Here is a 26474-nt window from a genome sequence, read left to right as displayed (position 1 = left end):
TCGACACCAGTCGGATGCGACCGCAAGACGGAGCGCCCAATAGGCTGAAGCCCGTGGACGCCCGATGGGTCCTGCACCTGGATATGGACGCGTTTTTCGCCTCCGTCGAGCAATTGACCCGCCCGACGTTGCGGGGGCGGCCGGTACTGGTCGGCGGGCTCGGGGGCCGCGGCGTGGTGGCGGGGGCCAGTTACGAGGCGCGGGTCTTCGGCGCCCGCTCGGCGATGCCGATGCATCAGGCGCGCCGGCTGGTGGGGGCCCCCGCCGTGGTGCTGCCGCCGCGGGGCGCCGTGTACGGTATGGCCAGCCGACGGGTCTTCGAGACCGTGCGTGCGGTGATTCCGGTCGTCGAGCAGCTCTCCTTCGACGAGGCGTTCGGGGAACCGGCCGAGCTGGCGGGCGCAACCGCTGCGGAGGTTCTGGGGTTCTGCGAACGCCTTCGTGGACGAGTACTCGACGAGACCGGCCTGGTGGCATCGGTCGGGGCGGGCTCGGGCAAACAGATCGCCAAGATCGCCTCCGATCTGGCAAAGCCGAACGGGGTGCGGGTCGTCAGCCGCTCCGAGGAACGGCTGCTGCTGGACGGGCTTCCGGTACGTCGACTGTGGGGGATCGGTCCGGTCGCCGAGGAGAAGCTGCACCGGTTGGGCATCGACACCATCGGGCAGCTGGCCGCACTGACCGACAGCGAGGTCGCCGACATTCTGGGCGCCACCATCGGCCCGGCCCTGCACCGCTTGGCTCGGGGGATCGACGACCGACGGGTTGCCGAACGTGCTGAGGCCAAACAGATCAGCGCCGAGTCGACCTTCGCCGTCGACCTGACCACCTTGGAACAGCTGCGGGCTGAGATCGGTCCGATCGGTGAGCACGCCTACCGCAGGCTGCTGCGTGACGGGCGCGGTGCTCGCACCGTGACGGTGAAACTCAAGAAGGCCGATATGAGTGTGCTGACCCGCTCGGCCACGTTGCCCTATGCGACCACCGACGTCGCCGCGCTCACGGCGGCGGCCGGCCGGCTGCTGCTCGATCCGCAGGAGATCGGCCCGATCCGGCTGCTTGGCGTGGGGTTTTCCGGGCTGACCGATGTTCGCCAGGAGTCACTGTTCCCGGATTTGGAGTTTTCAGAAATGGGCGCTTCATCACCGGAAGTGACTGCGCGGGAACCGCTTCCCCCGGCGGCAGCGGAATCGTGGCGAGTCGGGGATGACGTCAACCATCCTGATCTCGGCCACGGTTGGGTTCAGGGTGCCGGGCACGGGGTGATGACGATCCGCTTCGAGACGCGCGGCTCGGGTCCCGGCCCGGTGCGCACGTTTCCCGACGACGAGCCGGGGATCAGCCGCGCCGACCCCGTGGCCAGCCTGGACTGGCCGGACTACGTCGCTCGCCCGGAGGAGCCCAGCTAGCTCGTCAACGGGAGTGCCTGCACCACCGGATCGTGCAGCACCGGGAAGTTGACGGAGTTGGCGATAAAGCAGATCCGGTGGGCGTCGGAATGCAATGCCAGCGCCCGCTCCACCATCGCGGCGTCGGCGACCTCGATTCGCGGCTGCAGGACGACAGTGGTGAAGTGTCCGCCCTCGGTGTTCTCGATCATCGTGCCGACCGGCCTGTCCTGGTAGGAGACGACCACAACGCCGTTGGTCGAACACAGATACAGGTAGGACAGCATGTGGCATTGGGACAGTGCGGCTAACAGCAACTGCTCGGGATTCCACCGTGTCGGATCACCGCGGAACGCCGGGTCGGCGGTGCCGGGAATAGGGGGACAGCCCGGCGCGGCCACCTCGTGCTCGCGCCCGTAGCTGCGATAGTCGCTGGTCCCGCTGCCGTGATTGCCGGTCCAGCTGACATCCACGGTGTAGGTGTGTTGGGTGGACACGCGGCCTCCACGGGTTAGGGGTGGTGCAGGGTCGTCACCACAGCACACCGTAGACGCTGGCGACGGTAAACCCGTGGTGGCCATAGCCTTTGCAGGTCACGGCGCCCTGGTAGCCCACGGCACAGCTGGAGCCCCAGTTCTCCAGTCGATGGCCCTCCGGCAGCACATCCACGTCCCGGGTGAACGATGCGATGTCGCTGTGGCGGTACATCGCGGGCACCCCGCCGGCTTCGAGCACGGTCTGGTTGGCGCCGTCGGGCGCGTCTGTCGGCACCGCATCGCATCCGATCGGCCCGCCGTTGGGCCCGATGCCGCACGAGCGGCCGTCCGGCGTTCTGAAGAACACCCAGTAGAAGTCGGTCGGCGACGAGTACCTCCCGGTGGCGATGGGGTAGTCGTCGACGGCGTCCGTCCCGGGCGGCGGCTCGGCGTGGGCCGCTGCGGCGGACCCGAGCATGAGAACGGCGGCGCCGAGGAGGGTGGGGATCCTGGCCATCGGTCAGCCCCACCGGTCGATGACGTCTGCGACCGGCCGCCCGGCGGCCAGCGCCGCCATCAGCAGGATCCGGGCCTGCGGCGGCCGCAGTCTCGGCACCACCACCGCCCCGGCCTCCACCAGGGCGCGCCCGGGGCCGTAGTCCGCACCGATGCGCCCCTCCGGCACCCGGCTGGACACCGCGACCACGACGCCGGCCGCACAATGCCGGCGCACGCCGTCGACGACCGCTGTCGTGGCGTTGCCCGACCCCAACGCGGCCAACACCACCCCGCGCGCACCGGCGTCGACGCAGGCATCCAGGGCGACCGCGTCGGCACCCGCGTACAGCGCCACGACATCCACCCGCGGCACAGTGGCCGGTGCACCGAGGTAGGGCCGAGTCTTGTCGCCGGACAGCGTGACCTGTCCCTCGGTGACGCTGCCCAGCAGCGGACCGGTGAATCCGGTCAGCCCGGTGATGGTGGCCTTCTGCAGCCCCAGTGGGGCCAGCACTCGGCCGGCGAAGCACATCAGCACCCCCAGGCCGCGGGCCGCCGGATCAGCGGCCACGGCCAGGGCGTCGCGCAGGTTGCCCGGCCCGTCGGCGTCGGGGGCGTCCGCACCGCGCTGAGCCCCGGTCAGCACGACCGGTGCGTCCCCGCGGTAGCCGAGTTCTAGCCAGAGCGCACCCTCTTCGCAGGTGTCGGTACCGTGGGTGACCACCACGCCGTCGGCGCCGCCGTCCACCGCGGCATTGACCGCGGCGAGGAGCGCAGCCCAGTCGGCCGGGCCCAGCTGCGAGCTGTCCCGCGCCATCAGGTCCACCACGGTGACGTCCGCGGTGCCGGTATCTGCGAGCAGGTCCGAGCCGCTGCGGGCGGGCCGCAGCGCCCCGTCGCCCTGGGTGCTGCAGGAGATGGTGCCGCCGGTGGTGATGACGGTGAGGCGCTTGGACAGCATGCCGCGATCATGCCGCACCTGGGTTAAGGAATGATGGGGAGCGTGACTGACGAGACAACCGACTCGACCGAGACGGAGGTGGACTCGGCCGCGGCACCTGAGACGGAGCCCGCCGCCCCGCCCCGCCGGCTGGGGCTACTGCTGTCAGTGGCCGCGGTGGTGCTGCTGGCGGACGTCGTCACCAAGGTGCTCGCGGTGAAAATGCTCACCCCCGGCCAGCCGGTGCCGATCATCGGCGACACCGTGACCTGGACCTTGGTCCGCAACTCCGGCGCCGCGTTCTCGATGGCCACCAGCTACACCTGGGTGTTGACGCTGATCGCCAGCTCGGTGGTGCTCGGCATCATCTGGATGTCGCGCCGCCTGGTGTCGCCTTGGTGGGCGATTGGGCTGGGCATGATCCTCGGCGGCGCGCTGGGCAACCTGGTGGACCGGTTCTTCCGGGCTCCCGGGCATCTGCAGGGCCACGTGGTCGACTTCCTGTCGATCGGCTGGTGGCCGGTGTTCAATGTCGCCGACCCGGCCGTGGTGGGCGGTGCGATCCTGCTGGTGGCGCTGTCGGTGTTCGGCTTCGACTTCGATGCGGTGGGGCGCCGCCGCGCCGGCGACGATGCTGACGAGCGGCCTCCAGTAAGTGCCGCCGACGGCAACGGCGAGCAAGCCTGATGCGGCTGTGACCGAACGATCCATGCCGGTCCCCGAGGGGCTGGCCGGCATGCGCGTGGACGCCGGGCTGGCCCGCCTGTTGGGCCTGTCGCGCAATGTTGTGGCGACCCTGGCCGAAAACGGTGATGTGGAATTGGACGGCGTAGCCGCCGGCAAGTCCGACCGGCTCGTCGCCGGTGCGTGGCTGCAGGTACGGCTACCCGAGGCGCCGCCGCCGCTGGAGAACACCCCGGCCGAGGTCGAGGGCATGACGATTCTGTACTCCGACGCCGACATCGTCGCCGTCGACAAACCCCCCGGGGTCGCCGCGCACGCGTCCGTGGGCTGGACCGGCCCTACCGTGCTGGGCGGCCTGGCCGCGGCCGGCTACCGCATCACCACCTCCGGGGTTCCGGAGCGCCAAGGCATCGTGCACCGCCTCGATGTCGGGACCTCCGGGGTGATGGTGGTGGCGATCTCCGAACGCGCCTACACCGCGCTCAAACGCGCGTTCAAGGCGCGCACCGTCGAGAAGCGCTATCACGCCCTGGTGCAGGGCCATCCGGATCCGTCCAGTGGCACCATCGACGCACCGATCGGGCGGCATCACGGACCGGACTGGAAATTCGCCGTGACCGCCGACGGACGGCACAGCATCACGCACTACGACACGGTGGAGGCGTTCGTCGCCGCGAGCCTGCTCGACGTCCATCTGGAAACCGGCCGCACCCACCAGATCCGGGTGCACTTCTCGGCCCTGCGCCATCCCTGCTGCGGCGACCTCACCTACGGCGCCGATCCGACGTTGGCGCGCAAGCTCGGGCTGGAACGCCAGTGGCTGCACGCCCGCTCACTGGCTTTCGCCCACCCCAGCGACGGGCGGCGCATCGAGATCACCAGCGAGTATCCCGCTGACCTGCAACACGCCTTGGACATCCTGAACCGCTGAGCGCACCCAAAACGCAGCGTCAGGGCTTGCGGGCTTCGACGAGCACCCGGGTGGCGTGTGCGACGAAGCACCCCTGCGACTCGATCTGCTCGTGCATCTCGCGCAGCCGATCACGGTGATCCTCGACCGCAAAGTCGGGCACGGTCCAGATCACCTTGCGTAGGAAATAGATGACCGCACCCACGTCGAAGAACTCGGCCCGCAGCCGCTCGAGCCGCAGATCGAGGACCTCCATGCCGGCGGCTGCCGCCTCGGCACGCACCGCTTCCGGCTCATACTGGGCACCTTTGCCCGGCATCGGCCCGAGAAAGAACTCGCTCAGCTCGCGCATCGTCGCCGGCCCGATCTGCTGGGCGAAATAGTGGCCGCCGGGCCGTAGCACGCGGGCGATCTCGTCCCACCACGTCGCCAATGGGTGCCGGCTGCTGACCAGATCGAATGCCTCGTCGCCGAAGGGCAGCGGCGGCCGGTCCGGCACCGTCACCACCACCACGCCACGCCGATGTAGCAGCGCGGTGGCGCGTGCGGCATTCGGCGGCCAGGATTCGGTGGCCGCCATAGTCGGGGGGAAGCTCGTGAACTCCGCCAACTTCTCCACGCCGGCCAGCACCTCGCCGCCACCGGTGTGCAGGTCGACCGCGGCCGAGACTCCCGACAGCCGCCCGGCCAGCTGACGCTGATAACCCCAGGACGGTCGCTGTTCGGTGGCGCGGCCGTCGAGCCAGGAGAATTCCCAGCCGTCAACGGGTGCGGCGACGGCTTCGGCCACCAAATCGTCGAAGCTGCGCGACATCGAGCTCGTTAGCGCTATTCGTCGGCCGGCTTGGCCGACTTCGGCGGCCGGATCTTGAAGGAGATGCGCAGCTTGGTGCGGTAGATGATCCCGCCCTTGTCGTCGAGGGTGAGATCCTGCTCGACGACCTGAGCAACGCGGATGTCGTCGATGGTCTGCTTGGCCCGGTGTACCGCCTCGGCCGCGGCGTTCTCCCAAGACGACGGGCTGGTCCCGATGATGTCGATCACCCGGTACACGCTCATGTATGACTCTCCTCGCTTGCGCCGAACCTCAACGTAGTGCACGGCGGCGCCCGCTGTCCCGAGAAACGGCAGCGGGAAAGACACGGTTGACGACACGCCCGAGAAGCGTCAGTGCTCGGCCATAGACTGGCGGTCCTATGGACAGTTCATCCTCGCGGTCCTTCGTGCACCTGCATAACCACACCGAGTACTCGATGCTCGACGGCGCGGCGAAGATCGCCCCGATGCTGGCCGAGGCGCAGCGGTTGGAGATGCCCGCGATCGGGATGACCGACCACGGAAACATGTTCGGCGCCAGCGAGTTCTACAACGCGGCGACCAAGGCCGGCATCAAGCCGATCATCGGGGTGGAGGCCTACATCGCCCCCGCGTCTCGTTTCGACACCCGCCGGGTCCAGTGGGGTGATCCCAGCCAGAAGAGCGACGACGTTTCCGGCAGCGGCTCCTACACCCACATGACGATGGTGGCCGAGAACGCCACCGGATTGCGCAACCTGTTCAAGCTCTCCTCGCTGGCTTCCTTCGAGGGCCAGCTCGGTAAATGGTCGCGGATGGACGCCGAGATCATCGCCGAGCACGCCGAGGGCATCATCGCCACCACCGGCTGCCCGTCCGGGGAGGTGCAGACCCGGCTGCGGCTGGGCCACGAACGTGAGGCGTTGGAGGCGGCCGCCAAATGGCGGGAGATCTTCGGAGCGGAGAACTATTTCCTGGAGGTGATGGACCACGGGCTGTCCATCGAGCGCCGGGTACGCGAAGGGCTGCTGGAGGTCGGGCGCAAGCTTGGCATCCCGACGTTGGCCACCAACGACTGTCACTACGTCACCCGCGACGCCTCGCAGAACCACGAGGCGCTGCTGTGCATTCAGACCGGCAAGACGCTGTCGGACCCCACCCGCTTCAAGTTCGACGGGGACGGCTACTACCTGAAGTCGGCCGCCGAGATGCGTGCGCTCTGGGACGCCCAGCTGCCCGACGCCTGTGACTCGACCCTGCTGATCGCCGAGCGGGTGCAGTCCTACGCCGATGTCTGGGCGCCGCGCGACCGGATGCCGGTGTTTCCGGTGCCCGACGGCCATGACCAAGGATCCTGGTTGCGTCACGAGGTGCAGGCGGGCCTGGAACGACGCTTTCCGGCAGGTGTGCCGAGCGAGTACACCGACCGCGCGTCCTACGAGATCGACGTCATCTGCGGCAAGGGATTCCCGTCCTACTTCCTGATCGTCGCGGACCTGATCAACTACGCCCGCTCGATCAACATCTGGGTGGGTCCGGGCCGAGGTTCGGCCGCCGGGTCGCTGGTGGCGTACGCGCTGGGCATCACCAACATCGACCCGATCCCGCACGGGCTGCTGTTCGAACGCTTCCTCAACCCGGAACGGCCGTCGGCCCCCGATATCGACATCGACTTCGACGACCGCCGCCGCGGCGAGATGGTGCGCTATGCCGCCGAGCGGTGGGGTAGTGACCGTGTCGCCCAGGTGATCACCTTCGGCACCATTAAAACCAAGGCGGCGCTGAAGGATTCAGCCCGTGTGCATTACGGCCAGCCTGGCTATGCGATCGCCGACCGGATCACCAAGGCGCTGCCGCCGCCGATCATGGCCAAGGACATTCCGCTGTCGGGTATCACCGACCCGAACCACGAGCGGTACAAGGAGGCCGCGGAGGTTCGCGGGCTGATCGACACCGATCCCGACGTGCGGACCATCTACGAGACGGCGCGCGGCCTGGAGGGCCTGGTCCGCAACGCCGGCGTGCATGCCTGCGCGGTGATCATGAGCTCCGAGCCGCTGATCGACGCGATCCCGTTGTGGAAGCGCCCGCAGGACGGCGCGATCATCACCGGCTGGGACTACCCGTCGTGTGAAGAAATCGGCCTGCTGAAGATGGACTTCCTGGGCCTGCGCAACCTGACGATCATCGGCGACTGTCTAGAGAACATCAAGGCCAACCGGGGCATCGACCTGGATCTGGACACCGTGCCGTTCGATGATCCCGCCACGTATGAACTGCTGGGCCGCGGTGACACCCTGGGCGTGTTCCAGCTCGACGGCGGCCCGATGCGTGACCTGCTGCGCCGCATGCAGCCCACCGAGTTCAACGACATCGTCGCGGTGCTGGCGCTATACCGGCCCGGGCCGATGGGCATGAACGCCCACAACGACTACGCCGACCGTAAGAATGACCGTCAGGTCATCAAGCCGATCCACCCTGAGCTCGAAGAGCCGCTGCGCAGCATCCTGTCGGAGACTTATGGCCTGATCGTCTACCAAGAGCAGATCATGTTCATCGCGCAGAAGGTCGCCTCCTACACGATGGGCAAGGCCGATGCGCTGCGTAAAGCCATGGGCAAGAAGAAGCTCGAAGTGCTGGAAGCCGAGTACAAGGGCTTCTATGAGGGGATGACGGCCAACGGCTTCTCCGAGAAGGCCGTGAAAGCGTTGTGGGACACCATCCTTCCGTTCGCCGGGTACGCGTTCAACAAGTCGCATGCGGCCGCCTACGGCCTGGTGTCGTACTGGACGGCCTACTTGAAGGCGAACTACCCGGCCGAATACATGGCGGGACTGTTGACGTCGGTCGGTGACGACAAGGACAAGGCCGCGGTGTACCTGGCTGACTGCCGCCGGCTGGGCATCACTGTGCTGCCGCCGGACGTCAACGAGTCCGAGCTGAACTTCGCTTCGGTGGGCGAAGACATCCGCTACGGGCTGGGCGCGGTGCGCAACGTCGGCGCGAATGTCGTCGGCTCCTTGATCGCCACCCGAACACACAAGGGCCGGTTCACCGACTTCTCCGACTACCTCAACAAGATCGACATCGCAGCCTGCAACAAGAAGGTCACCGAATCCTTGATCAAGGCCGGTGCCTTTGACTCGCTGGGGCATCCGCGTAAGGGGCTGTTCCTGGTGCACACCGACGCCGTCGACTCGGTGTTGGGCACTAAGAAGGCCGAGGCGGTGGGGCAGTTCGACCTGTTCGGCGGGGGAGACGGCGAAAGCGCCACAACCGACGCCGTGTTCGGCATCAAGGTGCCCGACGAGGAGTGGGCCGACAAGCACAAGCTGGCCTTGGAGCGAGAGATGCTCGGCCTGTACGTGTCCGGACATCCGCTCAACGGCATTGCGCATCTGCTGGCCGCCCAGGTCGACACCCAGATCCCGGCGATCTTGGAGGGCGACGTCGCCGCCGACACCCAGGTGCGGGTCGGCGGCATCCTGGCATCGGTGAACCGCCGAGTCAACAAGAACGGATTGCCCTGGGCCTCGGCGCAATTGGAGGATCTCACCGGCGGCATCGAGGTGATGTTCTTTCCGCAGACCTACTCGGCGTACGGTGCCGACGTCGCAGATGACGCCGTGGTGCTGGTCAGCGCCAAGGTCAACATCCGCGACGACCGGATTTCGTTGATCGCCAATGAACTGGTCGTGCCTGATTTCTCCGCCAATGCCCCGGATCGTCCGCTGGCGGTGAGTCTTCCGACCCGGCAGTGCACCATGGATAAGGTCAGTGCGCTCAAGCAGGTGTTGACCCGCCATCCCGGCACCGCGCAGGTACAGCTGCGGCTGATCAGCGGGGAGCGCATCACCGTACTGGAGCTGGATCCCTCGCTGCGCGTGACGCCGTCGTCGGCGCTCATGGGGGATTTGAAGGCATTGCTCGGCCCCGGCTGCTTGGGCGGGTAACCGGCGAAGGCGCTCTCCGGCGGGAGCGCGGTCTACCGCCCGAGCGGGTCAACTCGGACGATCACGCTGTCCGGCCACAGATTGCGAGTTCGGGTGCGCCGCAACTTGTCCCGCAGTGGCAGATCCCGGTGCACGTTGGTCACACCGGGTACCGGGACCATCGGCACGACGTTCCACTGCCAGCCGTAGCGCCGGTGCAGGGTGCGGTTGGCGGCTTCGGCCTCCTCGCCGGACAGCACGCTCGCCCGGCCCGGTAGCGCCGTCGCGTGGCGTCGGCGCCGGCCGCGGTGGTCACAGGCGGTCAACTCGACTTCTGGGCGCGGGGTCAACCTTCGCGTCTTGGGGCCGATCTTGGTCCGAAACAACACGGCGCCGTGATCGATCGCGAACCACACCGGGGTATCCACGGGCGTGCCATCGCGGCGAAAGGTGCGCAGTAGCGCGTAGCGGGCGTCTCGCAGCTCGTCGAATGAGCCTGGGTGCATACCACCAGGAAACAACTTAGAGTTGACTTCAAGTCAAGCCCTTCGGAGGTGCCGGTGTCTGGTCGATTGACCATCGGCGAGGTGGCCGACCGCAGCGGCGTCGCCGCTACTACCTTGCGCTATTACGAGCGGATCGGCTTGCTGGTGTCGCCGGATCGGGTAGGCGGCCAGCGCCGCTATGACGATGCGGTGCTGGCCCGACTCGAGGTGATCGGGCTGTGCAAAGCGGCGGGGTTCGCCCTCGGGGAGATTCAGCTGCTGTTCGCCGACGATGCGCCCGGGCGGCCGGCCAGTTATGCGCTTGCCCAGGCGAAACTTGCCGAGATCGATGCCCAGTTGGAGTCGCTGTCGCGGGCGCGTGCGGTCATCGAATGGGGAATGCGGTGCACTTGTCCGTCCATCGATGCGTGTACCTGTGGAATCCACCCACCGAAAGCCTAAGCCTCAACAGAACGGTGAGATTCGTTCCGGATTACAACACCGCATTACTGAGGTAACGTCTGAAACTTCTCGCGTAACACGTGTGGCCTCGGGGGGAGGTTGAGACTGTTGAGGGCTGTGTGGAGGCGGGTCCGGTGGGCGCGCTGACCCACGAAATCGAACTTTACCCAAGAATGGAATTAGCATAGGGTGTCAATGCTGTAACACAGGCGTAACGATTAGCGACCTTGTGATTCACAGCAATGTATGAGCTTGAACAACACGGAGGCAGTCATGTGGGTTTCGCGTCGTCTTCTCAACCTGGTGGGGATGGGCGCTGCCGCCGCGTTCGCCGCGCTGGTGATTCCGGTGTCCACCGCTAACGCGGCGGGGGACCCGTTCCTGGATGGCGGGCCGTATGAGACCTGCAATGGGGCGGTCTGCCTGGTGATGGGTGACATTCTGGATGGGAACTGGAAATACGAGGGCATCCGTCCGGTCATAACGGACTGGAAGGGCGACCAGCCTTACACCGTCCAGGTGACCGACGGCGACAACACAATCGACGCCGGAACGTACAACATCAAGATCGAGGACTACTGGAACTCGTTCTTCTCCACCAGGGCCTACCAATTCGGTGATTTCACCGCCAACTCCAGCCTGCCCGCCGACTTCGACATGAGCAGCCTGGGCAACTTCGGATATCTGTCCGGCTCCTCGATCTACGAGGTCAACATCGGCGACTTCACCAACCTGACGATCAACGGCGTCGGGCCGCACGACCTGAACTACTGGGTCATGTCTCTCGGCGACATCAACTACTCCGTGGTGACCGATCCGATCAACTTCACGTCCGCGGGCGTGATCCAGTTCGGCGACGACGCTCCGATGCAGATATGGAACAGCCTGTTCCACTCGTGGACCCCTGAGGTTCCGGACTATCTCATTCCGAACGATCCTTTCGCCAACCTGGACTTCGACCCATGTGACTTCCTCGGCGGTTGCGTCTAGCCAGGCACGTCAGAACTTGTAGCGCAGCACCCGGGCCTTGCCGGCCACCGACTTGAATCGGCCGGCAAGCCGGGTGATGGTGCGGGCCGGGCCGGGAAACGAATCCACCTCGGCGGCATGCGCCAGGCAGGCCTGTTCGACCAGGCGCAGCCGCGGCTCCCACCGCTGAGGCGTGCGAGGGTCGGTGAATCCGGGATTGGCCCAGACGTGGCGCAGCACAGTGAACATTCCCCGGGGCGCCAGCTTCATGCCCAGCCAGCTGAATGGCCCGACCCGGCCGTAGTCGTTGAACGCCAACTCGCCGGTCCCGAAATGGTCGATGGCGTGCCCTATCAGCGCAATGACCTGTGGCTCGGAGAGAAAGGCGAACAATCCGTCGGCGATCACCATGGTGGGTCGCCCGACCGGGATGCCGTCGGTCCAGTTCGTGCCGGTGAGGTCGGCGGCGATCACATGCTCGGCGCGCTGCGCCGGCACCACCTTCTGGCGCAGCGCGGTCACGTGCGGCAGATCGATGCTGTACCAATCGACGCCGGCCGGCGGCTTCACCCGCGCCAACGGCTCGTTGAGCCCGGCGCCGAGGTCGACCACCACCGCGTCGGGATGCGCAGCCGTGTAGGCGCGGACGCGCTCGTCGAGCATCTTGGCGCGCAGGGCGGTTTGGCGCACCACACTCGCCGGGATCCGGAAGGCCGGGAAGTCGTAATCGATCTGGCCGACGACGCGGTCGGAGAACTCGTCACCGAGGATCGGGACGGGAGCACGACAGTCCAGTGCGCGGGCGTACGCCGTGAGGAAGGCGGTCTGCTCGAGGCGGCTGAACTCGGTGACGGCAATCGGCATGGGCTCACCGTAAGCGATGTGGCCCGCAGCGGCCCGTAACGGCAATCCCGCGCCCCGGCCGGGACGGCGCCACTAACGTCGACGCCATGGAAACCGACACGGAAACTCTGCAGGCCTCCACCATCGCGGTGACAGCCGACGGTGCGCTCGGCTCCATCACGCTGAGTCGTCCGGACAAGCTCAACCCGCTGGGCACGGTGACGCTCGACGAGTTGGTGGCGGCGGCCCGTTGGTTCGACGAGCGGCCCGCGGTCAAGGTGGTGGTCGTGGCCGGCAGCGGCCGGGCGTTCTCTGCCGGCGCCGACCTGGCCGCGTTCGTGGCTGCCGCCGACGGGGCCGGAGCCCTGCGCGAAGCCGCCGACGCCGGTCGCCGGATGGCGGATGCCATCGAGGCTATGCGGGCGGTGACGGTGGCACGGCTGCACGGTCATTGCGTGGGCGGCGGTGTCGTGTTGGCCGCGGCGTGCGATCTGCGGGTGGCCGCCGAGGACACCCGATTCTCGATTCCAGAGGTCGACCTGGGCATTCCGCTGGCCTGGGGCGGTATTCCACGGCTGGTCCGCGAGATCGGTCCGGCGCTCACCAAGGAACTGGTGATGACCTGCCGCCCGTTCGGTGCCGCCGAGGCCAAGGCAATCGGTTTCCTCAACCGGGTGGTACCCGAGGCCGACCTCGATGCGGCGGTCGACGAGCTGGTGGGCCAGCTGGTCACCAAGTCCGCCCTCACCTTGGGCGGCACCAAACGACAGGTCAATGCCGTCACCGACGGCATGGTGGGGACCACGCGCAGCTGGAATGACGCCGATGCATTGGTCACCGCGGTGCACGATCCCGAATCGCAGGCCTCGGCGATGGCATATCTGGAACGAGTCAGTCGCCGCTGAGGCGGCCGCGAACAGGAGGACAGATGACGCAGACACCGCCGGCGGCCACCTTATGCGAGGCCTTTCAGCGCACCGCCGCAATCGATCCGGACGCGGTCGCGTTGCGCACCGTCGGCGATACGCAGACCCTGACCTGGCGTGACTACGCCCAGCAGGTACGCCAAGTCGCGGCCGGCCTGGCCGGGCTCGGGGTACGCCGCGGCGACACCGTGTCGCTGATGATGGCGAATCGGATCGAGTTCTACCCGCTCGAGGTCGGAGCGCAGCATCTGGGCGCGACGTCGTTCTCGGTGTACAACACCCTGCCAGCCGAGCAGCTCGGCTACCTCTTCGCCAATGCCGGCACCAAAGTCGTGATGTGCGAGCAGGCGTATGTCGAGACCATCCGGGCCAGCGGAGCGGCGATCGAACACATCGTCTGCGTAGACGGGCATCCGGACGGCACCTTGTCGGTCGAGGAGCTTTTGGCCGCCGCCGCTGACGACTTCGACTTCGAATCCTCTTGGCGGGCAGTGCAGCCCGACGATGTCGTGACGCTGATCTATACCTCCGGTACCACCGGCCTACCCAAGGGTGTGGAGATGACGCACACCAATCTGCTGTTCGAGGCGGCTGCCCTCGACGCGGTGCTCGGCGTGCGCTTCGGCGACCGGATCACCTCATATCTGCCCTCGGCGCACATCGCCGACCGCGCGATGGGCCTCTACAACTCCGAGATCGCCGGAGTGCAGGTGACCGTGGTGCCCGACGCACGCCAGATCGGTGCGGCTCTGCCGGATGTGCGGCCGACGATCTGGGGCGCGGTGCCGCGAGTGTGGGAGAAGCTCAAGGCGGCAGTCGAATTCGCCGTCGCGGGGGAGCCGGACGACAATCGTCGTGCCGCGTTGCAGTGGGCGCTGGCGGTAGGTGCGAAACGGTCCGTGGCGCAACTGGCCGGTGGCCCGGTCTCCGACGAGCTGGCCGCGGAGTGGGCGCAGGCCGACGAGCTGGTGCTGTCCAAGCTTCGGGCCAAGCTGGGCCTGGACGAGCTGCGGTGGGCGGTGTCGGGCGCGGCGCCGATTCCCAAGGAGACCATCGCGTTCTTCGCGGGCCTCGGGATCCCGATCTGCGAGGTCTGGGGCATGTCGGAACTCAGCTGCGTGGCGACGACCGTGCATCCACGGGACGCCCGGCTCGGTACGGTCGGAAAGTTGTTGCCGGGATTGGAAAGCCGCATCGCTGACGACGGCGAGTTCTTGGTGCGCGGCCCCCTGGTGATGCGGGGTTACCGAAAAGAGCCGGCCAAGACCGCCGAGGCAATCGACGCCGACGGATGGCTGCACACCGGTGACATCCTCGAACAGGACGCCGAGGGTTATCTGCGGGTGGTCGACCGCAAGAAGGAACTGATCATCAATGCGGCGGGCAAGAACATGTCGCCGGCGAACATCGAGAACGCGATCCTGGCGGCCTGCCCAATGATCGGGGCGATGGTCACGATCGGCGATTCCCGGCCCTACAACACCGCGCTCATGGTGTTCGACGCTGACTCGGTGGCGCCCTATGCCGCTGCTCATGGCCTGTCGGCGGCGACACCGGCAGCGCTGGCCGATGACCCGGGGGTGATCGCACAGATCGCGGCGGGCGTCGCCGAGGGCAACGCCAAGCTGTCCCGGGTAGAGCAGATCAAGCGTTTCCGGGTCCTGCCGGCGTTATGGGAACCCGGCGGCGACGAGGTCACGTTGACGATGAAACTCAAACGACGGCCGATCGCGGAGAAATACGCCGAGGAGATCGAAAGCCTCTACGCCCATGACCCGGGTCCCCAAGTACATCAGCCCCGAGCCGCCGAAGACGCGGCACCGACCGCCGCAGTCTGACGGGAGAACGCTACGTCGCCAACGGTTTTCACGTTCGGCCACGGCACCGCGGACCGGACCGAGATCTCCGCGCTGCTCACAGGTGCCGGCATGCAAAGCCTGGTCGACGTACGCAGCGCTCCGGGAAGCCGGCACAACCCTGACACGGCGCGGGAGGAAATGCAGCACTGGCTGCCAGCAGCCGGCATCGGCTATCGGTGGGAGCCGCGGCTAGGCGGCTGGCGACGGGTCAAGGGGCCAAGCCCGGACATCGGGTTGCGCAATGACTCGTTTCGGTCCTACGCCGGCTACATGCGCAGCGAGGACTTCCAGGCCGGAATCGATGAGCTGCTGGCAGAAGCGGCGGGTCAACAAGTTGCGGTGATGTGCGCCGAGACCGTCTGGTGGCGATGTCACCGCAAGCTGATCGCCGACTACCTCACGCTGGCGCGCGGAACCGAGGTACGGCACCTAATGCACGACGGCAAGCTGCGCGACCATCGGCCGACCGTCGAAGCCCGACTTGCCGGCGATGTCCTGATCTATGACGGCTGAGGGCCGGGCGCATGTGCGGGTGTTAGGGTTTCCCAGCCCGGACCTGCTGTCGAGGAGATGCCCGATGCTGTTGCGCCCCACCGTTTTTATCGCCACGTTGGCTGCCATGGCTACGTTCGGAATTGCCGGGTGCTCCAGCAAGTCGGCGTCGTCGCTCGTCCGCCATGCACTCCCGGACGTGCTGCACTCCAGTGACTCCGCTGAGATGGACGCCGGCTTCATCGATGCCGCGTTCAAGGCGATCGACGCCAAAGTCGGCGTGCCGGATTACGGCGTGATCCGGGTGTCAGTCCACCCGTCGATGGTCGCGATGCAGGTGGTGGATCCGAACAATCCGAGCAATGTCGATGAATATGACTACCGCCGCGGAAAGGGGGCCGTCGATGCGCCCATCCCGGTGGATCTGACCGGCAGTGAACCGGGCGCACTCGAGCAGAACACCATCTCTCGTGTCGACCTGAACCCGAACGTGATCGCCAAGGCCATCCAGGAGGCTCCGGGACAGTCGGGTATCGAGCAGGCGACCGCGTCCGGGGCGACGATCTCCTACCCGTTAGTGGCCGTCGAAGGCGCTCCGCCGCGTATCCAGGTCGAAGTGACGGGCCCGCGCGGCCACGCCAATCCCCGGTACAGCCTTCAAGGCGAGAAGCTCGAGCAGTAACGCCCAGTCCCAGTCACGATCGGCGCAGCGGTCCCAAGACGAGCCACACCGCGGTACAGACACCCGCAGCGGTCAGAACCGCGGCCGCGGCGCTGGACGTCACGGCGCCGACGATCAGCAGGGCGACCAGTCCCGTGGCCAGCGCAACCAATTTGTAGGCCGGCCAGGGCACGCCGGCGACGGGCACTTGCTGCCCGAGGAGCTCGGCGGTGGTCATAGATTTAACGGTACGCGATAACCAATTGTTAGGCCAGCCGAAATCTGCAGGTCGGATTGTTATGTCGTAGTACGGGGCTATTCTGGCCGCATGCCTTTGAGCGGAGAATATGCCCCCAGCCCGTGGGATTGGTCCCGGGAGAACGCCGAGAAGTACATGTCGTCCGGCGGTACCGAAGGAACCGACATGAAGGGGATGCCGGTCATCCTGCTGACCACGGTCGGCGCCAAGACCGGCAAGCTGCGTAAGACCCCGCTGATGCGGGTGGAACACAACGGTCAGTACGCGATCGTCGCATCGCTTGGCGGTGCCCCGAAGAACCCGGTCTGGTACTACAACGTCGCCAAGAATCCGCGCGTGGAGCTGCAGGACGGAACCGTCACCGGCGACTACGACGCGCGGGAGGTGTTCGGCGAGGAGAAGTCCCAATGGTGGCAGCGCGCCGTGGCGGCCTACCCGGACTACGCCGAGTATCAGGAGAAGACCGATCGACAGATCCCGGTGTTCGTGCTGACCCCGGTGGGCTGAACCCCCTGCTGGGTGACACCATATTGCGGTGTCCGCCGAACTGCGCCAGAACCGAAGTGGCTCCCATCCAGGCCCCGCACAGGGCCCGTTGAAGGGGCCGTTGACCGCGGCCGACATCGACGCGGCGGCCAAGCGAATCGCGGGCGTGGTCGCACCCACCCCGCTGCAGTACAGCGACCGGCTCTCAGCGCTGACCGGGGCCAACGTCTATCTCAAGCGCGAAGACCTGCAATCGGTGCGCTCCTACAAGCTGCGTGGCGCCTACAACCTGCTGGTCCAGCTCAGCGAATCCGAACTCGCGGCCGGCGTGGTGTGCTCGTCGGCCGGGAATCACGCGCAGGGATTCGCCTACGCGTGCCGGTCGCTCGGCGTCCACGGCCGGGTCTATGTGCCGGCCAAGACCCCGAAGCAGAAGCGGGACCGCATCCGTTACCACGGCGGCGAATTCATTGAGCTGATCGTCGGCGGTGCGACCTACGATCTGGCGGCGGAGGCTGCCCTGGCCGATGTCGCCCGCACCGGTGCGACGCTGGTGCCGCCGTACGATGACCTGCGCACGATGGCGGGCCAGGGCACCATCGCGGTGGAACTACTCGACCAGCTCGATGCCGAACCGGACCTGGTGGTGGTGCCGGTGGGGGGCGGCGGGTGCATCTCGGGGATCACCACCTACCTGGCCGAGCGGACCACCAAGAGTGCTGTGCTCGGCGTCGAGCCGGCCGGCGCCGCATCGATGATGGCCGCGTTGGCCGCGGGGGAGCTGGTGAGCCTGGACCACGTCGACCAGTTCGTCGACGGTGCGGCCGTCCGGCGTGCTGGCGCTCTGCCGTTTGCGGTGCTGTCCGGGGCCGGCGACATGGTCTCGGTGACCACCGTCGACGAAGGTGCGGTCTGCACCGCGATGCTCGACCTGTATCAGAACGAGGGCATCATCGCCGAGCCGGCGGGCGCCCTATCGGTGGCCGCGCTGCTGGAGGCTGATGTCGTCCCGGGTTCCACGGTGGTGTGCCTGATCTCCGGCGGTAACAATGACGTGTCCCGCTACGGCGAGATCCTGGAACGCTCGCTGGTGCACCTGGGGCTCAAGCACTACTTCCTGGTCGACTTCCCGCAGGAACCGGGCGCCCTGCGGCGCTTCCTCGACGAGGTTCTCGGGCCCAGCGACGACGTCACGCTGTTCGAGTACGTCAAGCGCAATAACCGGGAGACCGGCGAGGCGTTGGTCGGTGTGCAGCTGGGGTCGGCTGCCGATCTCGACGGACTGCTGGAACGTATGCGTACCTCGGAGATCCACGTCGAGCCGCTGGAGCCGGGCTCTCCGGCCTATCGCTACCTGCTGTAGAGGCGGGTCCGCCGCGGCAGGTGAGCTCCGGGCGCCGAACGGGTAGCCGACCGTGATGGTGTCATCGGAGACAATGCGCATGGATGAAACCGACGTCCGGCGGGTGCTCGATATCGCCCTGCGCTTCGGGCAGTTGCTGCTGGGTTCACAGGCGGGGACCGCCGACGTCGCCTCGAGCATGTTGGCCATCGCCACCGCCTACGGGCTGCCGCAGACCCAGGTGGACATCATGGCTAACTCGATCCGGGTGTCGGTGCCCCGCGGGGTGCCGGGCGCCCCGGTCACCGCGATGTATCTGGTGCAGTCACGCTCACTGGACTACACCCGGCTGCAGCTGGCCACCGATCTGGCCGAGCAGGTCGTGAACTCGACACCCGACCCCGAATGGGTGCAACAGCAGCTGGACATCGTCAATCGGGCCGAGCACCCCTACCCCCGCTGGGTGGCCACCACCGGCTGGGCGGTGATGGCCGGTGCCTTCGCCGTACTGATCGGCGCCGGGCCGCTGGTCGCCCTGATCTCGGCGGTCACCACCGCGCTGATCGACCGGATCGGCCGCGTACTTAACGGCTGGCAACTGCCACTGCTGTTCCAACAGGTCGTCGCCGCCGCGGTCGCCACCGGGGTCGCCATCGGCCTGCATGCCGCCGGCTGGCTCCCCGCCGGGACCCCGGTGGCACCGGTGGTGGCCGCCAACATCGTGGTGCTGTTGTCCGGGCTGGCGACCGTCGGCTCCGTGCAGGACGCCATCACCGGCTACCAACTCACGGCCGTCTCGCGGGGGATGGACATCCTCCTGATGTCGGTCGGCATCCTGGTCGGCGTCTCGATCGCGGTGCAGATCGGCGGGTTCTTCGGAGTGCAAGTCCGGGTGAGCCCCGAGATGCCGGTCGCGGCACTGAGCGTTCCGGTGTACCTACTGGCAGGCGCCACCGGCGCGGCCGCCGCCGCGCTTGCGGGCTATGCGCAACTCAAGGCGGCACTGGCGGCCGGTCTGGCCGGGGCGACCGCCACGCTGCTGTTCTTCGGACTGCAACTGGTGCAGGCCAATTCGATCGTGAGCTCGTTCGCGGCCGCCGCGGCGACCGGGCTGGTCGGCACCCTGCTCGCGCCGCGGCTGCGGGTCACTCCGCTGGTGATCATCATGGCGGGCATCATCCCGCTGGTCCCCGGTCTGACCCTGTTCCGGGGCTTCGTGCAACTGGTCAACGGGCAACCCAACGCCGGAGGCACCCTCGGGCTGGCGGCCGGGCTGGCCCTGGCACTGGGCGCCGGCGCAGTGTTGGGGCCGCTGCTGGCGCCGTCGGTGCGGCGCGAACTGAGCCGCTACCACCTGCGCGGACGCGGGCAGGCGACACGTCGCCTCCGCAGCCCGTATCGCATCCCACAGCTCGCCGGCATCCGCTACTTCGGGCGCCGGGCGGCCTAGCTCACCGGCTCTTGCACAGCACGGTCAGCGAGCGTCCCATCACCGTCACCGTCTGCCCGGCGTCAACCACCAGGTCAGTGCTGCCGGCCGGGTGCGCGGTGTCGATCACCGCGGTCCAGACCTGCGCGTATTCGGTATTGGGCGTCACGAACTCCACCGGTGTCTCGCCGGCGTTGAAGCACAACAGAAATGAGTCGTCGATGATCCGCTGCCCGCGTAGATCCGGTTCCGGCAAGGCTTCGCCGTTGAGGAAAACCATGACGCACCTGCCGAATTCGCTGCCCCAGTCCTGCTGAGTCATCTCGTCGCCGGCCGGGGTCAACCAGGCGATGTCACGCACCTCGTCGCCGCCGCAGATCGGACGGCCTTCGAAGAACCGGCGTCGCCGGAACACCGGGTGTGCGGCGCGCAACGCGGTCATCGCCCGAGTGAAGGCGAGTTGGTCGGCGTTGCGTTCCGCCAGCGTCCAGTCCATCCAGGACAGTTCGGAGTCTTGGCAGTAGACGTTGTTGTTGCCGCGCTGGGAGCGGCCCATCTCGTCGCCGTGCAAGATCATCGGGGTGCCCTGGCTGATCAGCAGGGTCGCCATGATGTTGCGGACCTGGTGGGCGCGCAACGCCAGGATCGCGGGGTCGTCGGTCGGGCCCTCCACACCACAGTTCCACGACCGGTTGTGGCTCTCGCCATCGCGGTTGTCCTCGCCGTTGGCTTCGTTGTGTTTCTCGTTGTAGGACACCAAGTCCGCCAAGGTGAAACCGTCGTGGCAGGTGACGAAGTTGATGCTTGCGCTGGGACGCCGACCGGTCGCCTCGTAGAGGTCCGAGGAGCCGGTCAGGCGGGAGGCGAACTCGCCGAGGGTTTCCGGCTCGCCGCGCCAATAGTCGCGGACCGTGTCGCGGTATTTGCCGTTCCATTCCGTCCATAGCCCGGGGAAGTTGCCCACCTGGTAGCCGCCTTCACCGACGTCCCAGGGTTCGGCGATCAGCTTCACCTGGCTGACCACCGGGTCCTGTTGCACCAGGTCGAAGAATGCCGACAGCCGATCGACGTCGTGCAATTCCCGGGCCAGGGTGGAGGCCAGGTCGAAGCGGAAGCCGTCGACGTGCATCTCGGTGACCCAGTAGCGCAACGAGTCCATGATCAGTTGCAGGGTGTGCGGATGACGGGCGTTGAGGCTGTTGCCGGTGCCGGTGTAGTCGGTGTAGTGCCGCAGGTCGTCTTCGTCGAGCCGGTAGTAGGCGGCGTTGTCGATTCCGCGGAAGTTCAGCGTCGGGCCCAGGTGGTTGCCTTCGGCGGTGTGGTTGTAGACCACGTCGAGGATCACCTCGATGCCGGCCTGGTGGAACGCGCGCACCATCGCCTTGAACTCGGCCACCGCACCGCCGGCCTGACGGTTGGCCGCGTACTCGTTGTGCGGAGCGAAGAAGCCGAATGTGTTGTACCCCCAGTAGTTTCGCAATCCCAGCTGCAGCAGCCGCTGATCGTGCAGGAACTGGTGGACCGGCATCAGCTCGATGGCCGTGACGTTCAGCGACTTGAGGTGGTCGATGATCACCGGATGCGCCAGCCCGGCGTAGGTGCCGCGTAGTTCGGCCGGAATGCCCGGGTGGGTCTGGGTCATGCCCTTGACGTGCGCCTCGTAGATGAGCGTCTGGTGATACGGGGTGCGCGGTGAGCGGTCGGCCGCCCAGTCGAAGTAGGGGTTGATCACCACGCTGGTCATGGTGTGGCCCAGCGAGTCGAGAGCGGGGGGCGCAGCACCATTGTCGGGATCGGCCAGGTCGTAGGAGAACAGTTCCGGACCGAAGTCGAAGGCGCCGTGAAAGGCCTTGCCGTACGGGTCCAGCAGCAGCTTGCTGGGGTCGCAGCGGTGGCCCGCGGCGGGGTTGAACGGTCCATGGACCCGGAAGCCGTAGTGCTGGCCGGGTCCGACGCCGGGCAGGTAGGCGTGCCAGACGTAGCCGTCCACCTCATCGAGGGCGATCCGGGTCTCGGTGTGGTCGCGGTCGTCGATCAGGCAGAGTTCGACACGCTCGGCGACTTCGGAGAACACCGCGAAGTTGGTGCCGGCTCCGTCGTATACCGCTCCCAGCAGAGCGTTTCCGGGCCAGACCGTGGGCGCGGACGGCTCCGGTGGGGGCTCGGGGCCCGACTCAGCCGACGACACCGCTCGACCTTATCCGCTTTCCCGGCGTCCGCCGCCGAGCATGGCCGGGTTCACCACCAGCCGGTGGCCGCACCCATCTGACGACCGAGTTCTCCGGTCATGGTGCGCATGTAGGTCGCCGACAGGTGGTGAGAGTCATGATAGACCAGCACATTCCCCTCGACTGCGCGGCAGATCTCTTTGTCGCAGACGGCGTCGGAGAGGTCCAGCGGCTTGAGCAGCGGGAATTTTCCGACGAAGTCCAGGGTGGGGTTGCGCTCGACGAGCACTTCGGAGCGTTTGATGCCGCAGGATTCCGCGTCACCGCCGGAGGCCAGGCAGTCCGCCGGCTGGAAGGGGTCACCGTCGCGCACCAGCCACGGGGTGTCGCGGACTCCCAGGATGGGAATGTGGTTGTCCGACAGCTGCTTCCAGATCCCGATATAGGTTCCCGGCATCACGTCGCCGGGTTTGATGTTCCACGGCCGGGTGGCGGTGGTGAACACGAAGTCCGGGTGGTCGGCGATCAACTTTTCCATCGTCTTGCCCACCCACTGGTAGCACTGCGGGTAGGGGGCGTTATTGCCCATGATCAACGGAACCTTCTCGGTGGACAGCGGGCAGCCCATCTTGAGGTAGGTGACCACCTTGAAGTGGTGCCGCTGGCCGAGGATGTCCAGCGCGGGCAGCCAGTGTTCGGCATGCGATCCGCCGGCCAGTGCGACGGTCCGGGTCGCCTCCTTGTCGCCGTAGGTGCAGTTGATCAAGTCCGGGTTAGTGAAGTTGCTGATGCAGCCTTCCCGCGTGGAGCGCGGCAGGTCCTTCTTGGCCTCGAGGATGGTGGGCCGCATCCGAAGCTTGGGGACTCGTTTGTGCTTGAGCAGCGCGCGGGCGCCGGGGTAGTCGTCCTTGCTGAGCTTGACCAGCTCGGTGCCGCTGGCGCGTTGCACCGTGACATGTTCGCGCCAGGAGAATGACGTCGCCGTGAGCGCCACCCCCAGCAGCACCACGGTCGAGCCCAGTACCGACGTCGGGCGCCGCCACCAGCCGGCTGCGGGCTTTCGCCATCGCGGGCGCACCACCTGCGCAGCGGCCTGGCCGGCCGGCTTGCGGGAGCGCAGCGGGTCTTCGACGAACCGGGTGGTCAGGTAGGCCAAGACACCCGACACCAGCAGGATCACTGCGCCGTCCAGCAGGCTTGCGTGCCGATGCCCGCTGTAGGACAGCCAGAAGATCAGCAGCGGCCAGTGCCACAGGTACAACGAGTAGGCCATCGAGCCGAGCGCCACCAGCGGCGCCGACGCCAGCCACCGATTGGGCCACGGCAGTTTGGCACTGGTACTCGGCCGGGCCTGCCGGTTGGCCCCGGCCAGGATGAACGCCACCGTGGCGCCGACCGGCACCAGCGCCCACGGGCCGGGGAACTCCCGCACGCCCTCGATGAGGGCCCCGCAGCTCAGGATGGCCGCCAGCGCCACCGTGCTGACGACGGTCCGCAGCCACATCGGCCAGCGAATGTAGGGGACCAGCGCGCCGACCAGCGCGCCGAGTAACAGCTCCCAGGCGCGGGCGAAGCTGTTGTAGTAGGCCAGCGACTGATTGGCCTGGTGCGCGACGATCGCATACCAGAACGAGGCCACCGTCAGCGCAGTGAGCAGCACGACGAACGCGGCACGCAGGTGCTTGCCGAGCACCCGCCGGAACAGGAAGGCGAAGCCGAAGACCAGCAGCAGGAAGCTCAGATAGAACTGGCCCTGCACCGACATCGACCAGATGTGCTGCAGGGGGCTGACGGCCTCACCTGCCTGCAGGTAGTCCGCGGCGCTGCGGGCCAACTCCCAATTCTGGTAATAGCCGAGGCTCGCCAGGCTCTGGTCGGCGAAGGTCTCCCAGCGAGTCTGCGGCTGGATCCAAATCGTCAGCAGCGCGCACGCGGCCAACACCACCACCAGGGCGGGCAGCAGGCGGCGGACCAGCCGGACCAGGTCGGGGACCGGTGACAGTGACGAGGTCGGGTTCAGCGCTACCCGCAGCAGCTTGCCGCCGAAGAAGAAACCCGAGAGCGCCAGGAAGACATCGACCCCGCCGGAGACCCGCCCGAACCAGACGTGGAACACCGCCACCAACGCGATTGCGACGCCCCGCAGACCGTCCAGATCGTGGCGGTAGAAGCCCTGTTTGCGGGTGCCCAGCACGGTGGCCGACCCGGGGGTCGGAACTGACTCGGATCCGGGTTCCGCGACAGCTGTTACTGCCGGTCGAGGCGGGGACAGGGCAATCATGATCGCCCGACAATCTACCTAACCTGCCTGGAGAAACCGCATTCTGCGCGTTGTGACGTCGACCGAGTCGGTCAGGAGCCGAGCACCCGGGTCAGGTAGGGGACCATGTTGGAGGTGCGCGCCGGCGACACCGCGACCGCGGGGCTGGTGCCCTCGATCATCTGGTTGTTGCCCAGGTACAGCGCGACGCTCTGGGTTCCGCCCGGGCCGTAGCACAGCAGATCGCCGGGGCGGGCTTGGGCGGGCGGGACCTTCTGGCCGACGCTGCACTGCTCGCCGGAGGTGCGCGGCATTCTGATGCCGGCACCGGCGAACGCGTACTGGATCAGGCCGGATGCGTCGAAACCGACGGTGGTGGTGTCGGGGATCTCCCCGGTGGGAGCCAGCGCCGTGCCCGGCAGACCCGGGGCGACGCTGCCCGGCAACAGGGGATTGCTGGGGGTGCTCGGGAGGCTGGCGCGGCCGGTGATGTCGGACAATGAGCTGCGGGTGGTGGCAGCGCGGGCCCGCGCGCTGTTGGTGGGCCCGTTGACGTCACCGCCGCCGTAGACGAAGGGCACGCCGCGCTGCGACAGCGCGCGCTGGATCACCCGCTCGACGAGCTGGTCCTGACCGGTCTGTGACAGCGGGTCCGCGTGGGCGGGCGCGGCAGTCAGCGCCGGGGCCAGGGCCGCCGCCAATGCGATCGCGGTAACGCAGACGCGTTTCATCAGGAACAACCCCCTTCTCGGCCGATATTCACGGCAGTATCACTCGTCACTTCTGTCACAGAGACTACCGGCGTTTACGCCCCGTCAGCCGCCGTGGAGGAGAAATTGCGCAACCTGTGACCCAACGGTTACGCCAGCGGCCACTACTGTCGTCAGGCATGCCCGCGTTGACTCCCGACCAGATCAGCGCCATCGACGCCGCACACCTGTGGCACCCGTACAGCACCATCGGCGCCGAATCCCTGGCGCCGACGGTGGCACTGGCCGCCCGGGGCGCCTACCTGACTTTGGTCGTCGATGATGCGCCGGTCGACGTACTCGATGCGATGAGTTCCTGGTGGACCGCGATCCACGGCCACGGCCACCCGCAGCTGGATGCCGCGCTCACGGCCCAGGTGGGCACGATGAGCCACGTCATGTTCGGCGGACTCACCCACGAACCCGCCGCTCGGCTGGCCCAGCTGCTGGTCGACATCACCCCGGCCGGGCTGGACACGGTGTTCTTCTCCGACTCGGGGTCGGTGTCGGTGGAGGTCGCGGTCAAGATGGCGCTGCAGTACTGGCGCGCTCGCGGACGCGGCGCCAAACACCGGTTGATGACCTGGCGCGGCGGCTACCACGGCGACACATTCACCCCGATGAGCGTCTGCGACCCCGACGGGGGCATGCACTCGCTGTGGCGCGATGTCCTGGTGGCGCAGCTGTTCGCCCCGCAGGTGCCCCGCGACTACGACCCGGCCTACAGTGCCGCGTTCGAGGCGCAGCTGGAGCAGCATCGCGAAGAGGTGGCGGCGGTGATCGTGGAGCCGGTGGTACAGGGAGCCGGCGGGATGCGCTTCCACGATCCGCGCTATCTAGCGGACCTGCGCGAGGCCTGCACCCGCCACGGCGTGCTGCTGATATTCGACGAGATCGCCACCGGCTTCGGCCGCACCGGTGAGCTCTTCGCCGCCGACCACGTGGGCGTGAGCCCCGACATCATGTGTGTCGGCAAGGCCATGACCGGCGGCTACCTCAGCCTGGCTGCCACGTTGTGCAGCACCGAGATCGCCCACACCATCAGCGGCGGCGAGGCCGGCGCGCTGATGCACGGGCCGACGTTCATGGCGAACCCGCTGGCCTGTGCGGTCTCGGTCGCCAGCACCGAGCTGCTGCTGGGCCAGGACTGGCGCGCGTCGGTCGCCGAGATCGGAGCCGGGTTGACCGCCGCCCTCGGGCCCGCGCGTGAGCTGCCCGCAGTCGCCGATGTCCGGGTCTGCGGTGCCATCGGAGTCATCGAATGCCGGGAGCCGGTGGACCTTGCCGTTGCCACTCGAGCGGCGCTGGCCGGCGGCGTGTGGCTACGCCCATTCCGCAACCTGATCTACGCGATGCCGCCCTACGTGTGTACGCCCGAGGAGATCGCCCGGATCGGCGGCGCGATGGTCGGCGCGGTGCATGCCTTAGCCTGAACACTGTTCAAGTCGTCTCGAGACCGCA

25 protein-coding genes are annotated in these 26474 nt (G+C 67.4%); 14 read left to right on the top strand and 11 right to left on the bottom strand.

Annotation, left to right across the window (positions count from 1 at the left end; translation table 11 throughout):
- Nucleotides 1-53: 53 nt before the first annotated feature.
- Nucleotides 54-1409: a DNA polymerase IV gene (locus ACKY0X_RS11935; RefSeq protein WP_409426213.1), complete on the top strand. Its 1356-nt coding sequence runs from the start codon at nt 54-56 to the stop codon at nt 1407-1409.
- Here ACKY0X_RS11935 and ACKY0X_RS11930 read toward each other — a convergent pair.
- The 3 genes from ACKY0X_RS11930 to ACKY0X_RS11920 are packed head-to-tail and all read right to left on the bottom strand — an operon-like array spanning nt 1406 to nt 3323.
- Nucleotides 1406-1885 carry an OsmC family protein gene (locus ACKY0X_RS11930; RefSeq protein WP_409426212.1) on the bottom strand — a complete coding sequence of 160 codons (480 nt, stop codon included), beginning with the start codon at nt 1883-1885 and terminating at the stop codon, nt 1406-1408. The genes ACKY0X_RS11935 and ACKY0X_RS11930 overlap by 4 nt on opposite strands.
- Nucleotides 1886-1919: 34 nt before the next feature.
- Complete coding sequence (locus tag ACKY0X_RS11925) at nt 1920-2381, bottom strand: hypothetical protein (protein WP_409426211.1); 462 nt, start codon at nt 2379-2381, stop codon at nt 1920-1922.
- Between the two features lie 3 nt (nt 2382-2384).
- Nucleotides 2385-3323, bottom strand: a complete 939-nt coding sequence (locus ACKY0X_RS11920; RefSeq protein ID WP_409426210.1) for an asparaginase — start codon at nt 3321-3323, stop codon at nt 2385-2387.
- Nucleotides 3324-3365: 42 nt separating this feature from the next.
- Between ACKY0X_RS11920 and lspA the strand changes: the two genes are divergently transcribed.
- Both lspA and ACKY0X_RS11910 read left to right on the top strand, forming a co-directional pair.
- The gene (gene lspA / locus ACKY0X_RS11915) at nt 3366-3989 is read left to right on the top strand and encodes a signal peptidase II (protein ID WP_409426209.1); all 624 of its coding nucleotides are present in this window, start codon (nt 3366-3368) and stop codon (nt 3987-3989) included.
- A 7-nt stretch (nt 3990-3996) separates the two neighbouring features.
- Nucleotides 3997-4917 carry an RluA family pseudouridine synthase gene (locus ACKY0X_RS11910; RefSeq protein ID WP_409426208.1) on the top strand — a complete coding sequence of 307 codons (921 nt, stop codon included), beginning with the start codon at nt 3997-3999 and terminating at the stop codon, nt 4915-4917.
- Between the two features lie 19 nt (nt 4918-4936).
- Here the strand turns inward: ACKY0X_RS11910 and ACKY0X_RS11905 are convergent, their stop codons facing one another.
- Together ACKY0X_RS11905 and ACKY0X_RS11900 are read right to left on the bottom strand one after the other, a co-directional pair.
- Complete coding sequence (locus ACKY0X_RS11905; protein WP_409426207.1) at nt 4937-5710, bottom strand: methyltransferase domain-containing protein; 774 nt, start codon at nt 5708-5710, stop codon at nt 4937-4939.
- A 14-nt stretch (nt 5711-5724) separates the two neighbouring features.
- Entirely contained in the window at nt 5725-5955 is a 231-nt protein-coding gene (locus ACKY0X_RS11900; RefSeq protein ID WP_046283061.1) for a dodecin family protein, read from the bottom strand.
- 137 nt (nt 5956-6092) lie between these two features.
- On the opposite strand from ACKY0X_RS11900, the gene dnaE reads away from it, so the two are divergent.
- Nucleotides 6093-9644: a DNA polymerase III subunit alpha gene (dnaE, locus tag ACKY0X_RS11895; protein WP_409426206.1), complete on the top strand. Its 3552-nt coding sequence runs from the start codon at nt 6093-6095 to the stop codon at nt 9642-9644.
- 32 nt (nt 9645-9676) lie between these two features.
- Here the strand turns inward: dnaE and ACKY0X_RS11890 are convergent, their stop codons facing one another.
- The gene (locus tag ACKY0X_RS11890) at nt 9677-10129 is read right to left on the bottom strand and encodes a PPOX class F420-dependent oxidoreductase (protein ID WP_409426205.1); all 453 of its coding nucleotides are present in this window, start codon (nt 10127-10129) and stop codon (nt 9677-9679) included.
- Nucleotides 10130-10183: 54 nt separating this feature from the next.
- Between ACKY0X_RS11890 and ACKY0X_RS11885 the strand changes: the two genes are divergently transcribed.
- Both ACKY0X_RS11885 and ACKY0X_RS11880 read left to right on the top strand, forming a co-directional pair.
- Nucleotides 10184-10570, top strand: coding sequence for a MerR family transcriptional regulator (locus tag ACKY0X_RS11885; protein ID WP_409426204.1), 387 nt, complete (start codon nt 10184-10186; stop codon nt 10568-10570).
- A 273-nt stretch (nt 10571-10843) separates the two neighbouring features.
- A complete protein-coding gene (locus tag ACKY0X_RS11880) occupies nt 10844-11560 on the top strand; it encodes a hypothetical protein (RefSeq protein WP_131810470.1) in 717 nt (238 codons plus the stop codon).
- A gap of 9 nt (nt 11561-11569) precedes the next feature.
- On the opposite strand, the gene ACKY0X_RS11875 is transcribed toward ACKY0X_RS11880, so the two are convergent.
- On the bottom strand, nt 11570-12403 hold the full coding sequence (locus ACKY0X_RS11875) for a class I SAM-dependent methyltransferase (protein ID WP_409426203.1): 834 nt from the start codon (nt 12401-12403) through the stop codon (nt 11570-11572).
- Between the two features lie 86 nt (nt 12404-12489).
- Here ACKY0X_RS11875 and ACKY0X_RS11870 point away from each other — a divergent pair, with 86 nt between their 5' ends.
- The 4 genes from ACKY0X_RS11870 to ACKY0X_RS11855 all read left to right on the top strand — a co-directional run bounded on the left by ACKY0X_RS11870 (nt 12490) and on the right by ACKY0X_RS11855 (nt 16341).
- Nucleotides 12490-13287: an enoyl-CoA hydratase/isomerase family protein gene (locus ACKY0X_RS11870; protein ID WP_409426202.1), complete on the top strand. Its 798-nt coding sequence runs from the start codon at nt 12490-12492 to the stop codon at nt 13285-13287.
- Between the two features lie 23 nt (nt 13288-13310).
- Nucleotides 13311-15146 carry a fatty acid--CoA ligase FadD11 gene (fadD11, locus tag ACKY0X_RS11865; protein ID WP_409426201.1) on the top strand — a complete coding sequence of 612 codons (1836 nt, stop codon included), beginning with the start codon at nt 13311-13313 and terminating at the stop codon, nt 15144-15146.
- A gap of 63 nt (nt 15147-15209) precedes the next feature.
- A complete protein-coding gene (locus tag ACKY0X_RS11860) occupies nt 15210-15680 on the top strand; it encodes a DUF488 family protein (RefSeq protein WP_409429602.1) in 471 nt (156 codons plus the stop codon).
- Between the two features lie 64 nt (nt 15681-15744).
- On the top strand, nt 15745-16341 hold the full coding sequence (locus tag ACKY0X_RS11855) for a hypothetical protein (protein WP_409426200.1): 597 nt from the start codon (nt 15745-15747) through the stop codon (nt 16339-16341).
- A gap of 13 nt (nt 16342-16354) precedes the next feature.
- On the opposite strand, the gene ACKY0X_RS11850 is transcribed toward ACKY0X_RS11855, so the two are convergent.
- Nucleotides 16355-16558 (bottom strand): hypothetical protein, encoded by a 204-nt coding sequence (locus tag ACKY0X_RS11850; protein ID WP_409426199.1) that lies wholly within the window; start codon nt 16556-16558, stop codon nt 16355-16357.
- 90 nt (nt 16559-16648) lie between these two features.
- Between ACKY0X_RS11850 and ACKY0X_RS11845 the strand changes: the two genes are divergently transcribed.
- The 3 genes from ACKY0X_RS11845 to ACKY0X_RS11835 all read left to right on the top strand — a co-directional run bounded on the left by ACKY0X_RS11845 (nt 16649) and on the right by ACKY0X_RS11835 (nt 19857).
- On the top strand, nt 16649-17086 hold the full coding sequence (locus tag ACKY0X_RS11845; RefSeq protein WP_409426198.1) for a nitroreductase family deazaflavin-dependent oxidoreductase: 438 nt from the start codon (nt 16649-16651) through the stop codon (nt 17084-17086).
- Nucleotides 17087-17114: 28 nt separating this feature from the next.
- Nucleotides 17115-18428, top strand: coding sequence for a threonine ammonia-lyase IlvA (gene ilvA, locus ACKY0X_RS11840; protein ID WP_409426197.1), 1314 nt, complete (start codon nt 17115-17117; stop codon nt 18426-18428).
- 79 nt (nt 18429-18507) lie between these two features.
- Entirely contained in the window at nt 18508-19857 is a 1350-nt protein-coding gene (locus ACKY0X_RS11835) for a threonine/serine exporter ThrE family protein (RefSeq protein WP_409426196.1), read from the top strand.
- Between the two features lies 1 nt (nt 19858).
- Here ACKY0X_RS11835 and glgX read toward each other — a convergent pair whose 3' ends face one another.
- From glgX to ripD, 3 genes are all read right to left on the bottom strand, one after another.
- Nucleotides 19859-22024 (bottom strand): glycogen debranching protein GlgX, encoded by a 2166-nt coding sequence (glgX, locus tag ACKY0X_RS11830; RefSeq protein ID WP_409426195.1) that lies wholly within the window; start codon nt 22022-22024, stop codon nt 19859-19861.
- Nucleotides 22025-22074: 50 nt separating this feature from the next.
- Nucleotides 22075-24285, bottom strand: a complete 2211-nt coding sequence (locus tag ACKY0X_RS11825; RefSeq protein ID WP_409426194.1) for an acyltransferase family protein — start codon at nt 24283-24285, stop codon at nt 22075-22077.
- Between the two features lie 71 nt (nt 24286-24356).
- The gene (gene ripD / locus ACKY0X_RS11820) at nt 24357-24995 is read right to left on the bottom strand and encodes an NlpC/P60 family peptidoglycan-binding protein RipD (RefSeq protein ID WP_409426193.1); all 639 of its coding nucleotides are present in this window, start codon (nt 24993-24995) and stop codon (nt 24357-24359) included.
- Between the two features lie 158 nt (nt 24996-25153).
- On the opposite strand from ripD, the gene ACKY0X_RS11815 reads away from it, so the two are divergent.
- Nucleotides 25154-26446 (top strand): adenosylmethionine--8-amino-7-oxononanoate transaminase, encoded by a 1293-nt coding sequence (locus ACKY0X_RS11815; protein ID WP_409426192.1) that lies wholly within the window; start codon nt 25154-25156, stop codon nt 26444-26446.
- Nucleotides 26447-26474 lie beyond the last annotated feature (28 nt).

Origin of the sequence: Mycobacterium sp. SMC-11, from assembly GCF_046250095.1 — a bacterium.
Classification (GTDB): domain Bacteria; phylum Actinomycetota; class Actinomycetes; order Mycobacteriales; family Mycobacteriaceae; genus Mycobacterium; species Mycobacterium heraklionense_A.
The sequence above is the reverse complement of the archived record's forward strand: the minus strand, read 5'-3'. Positions and strand labels throughout refer to the sequence as shown.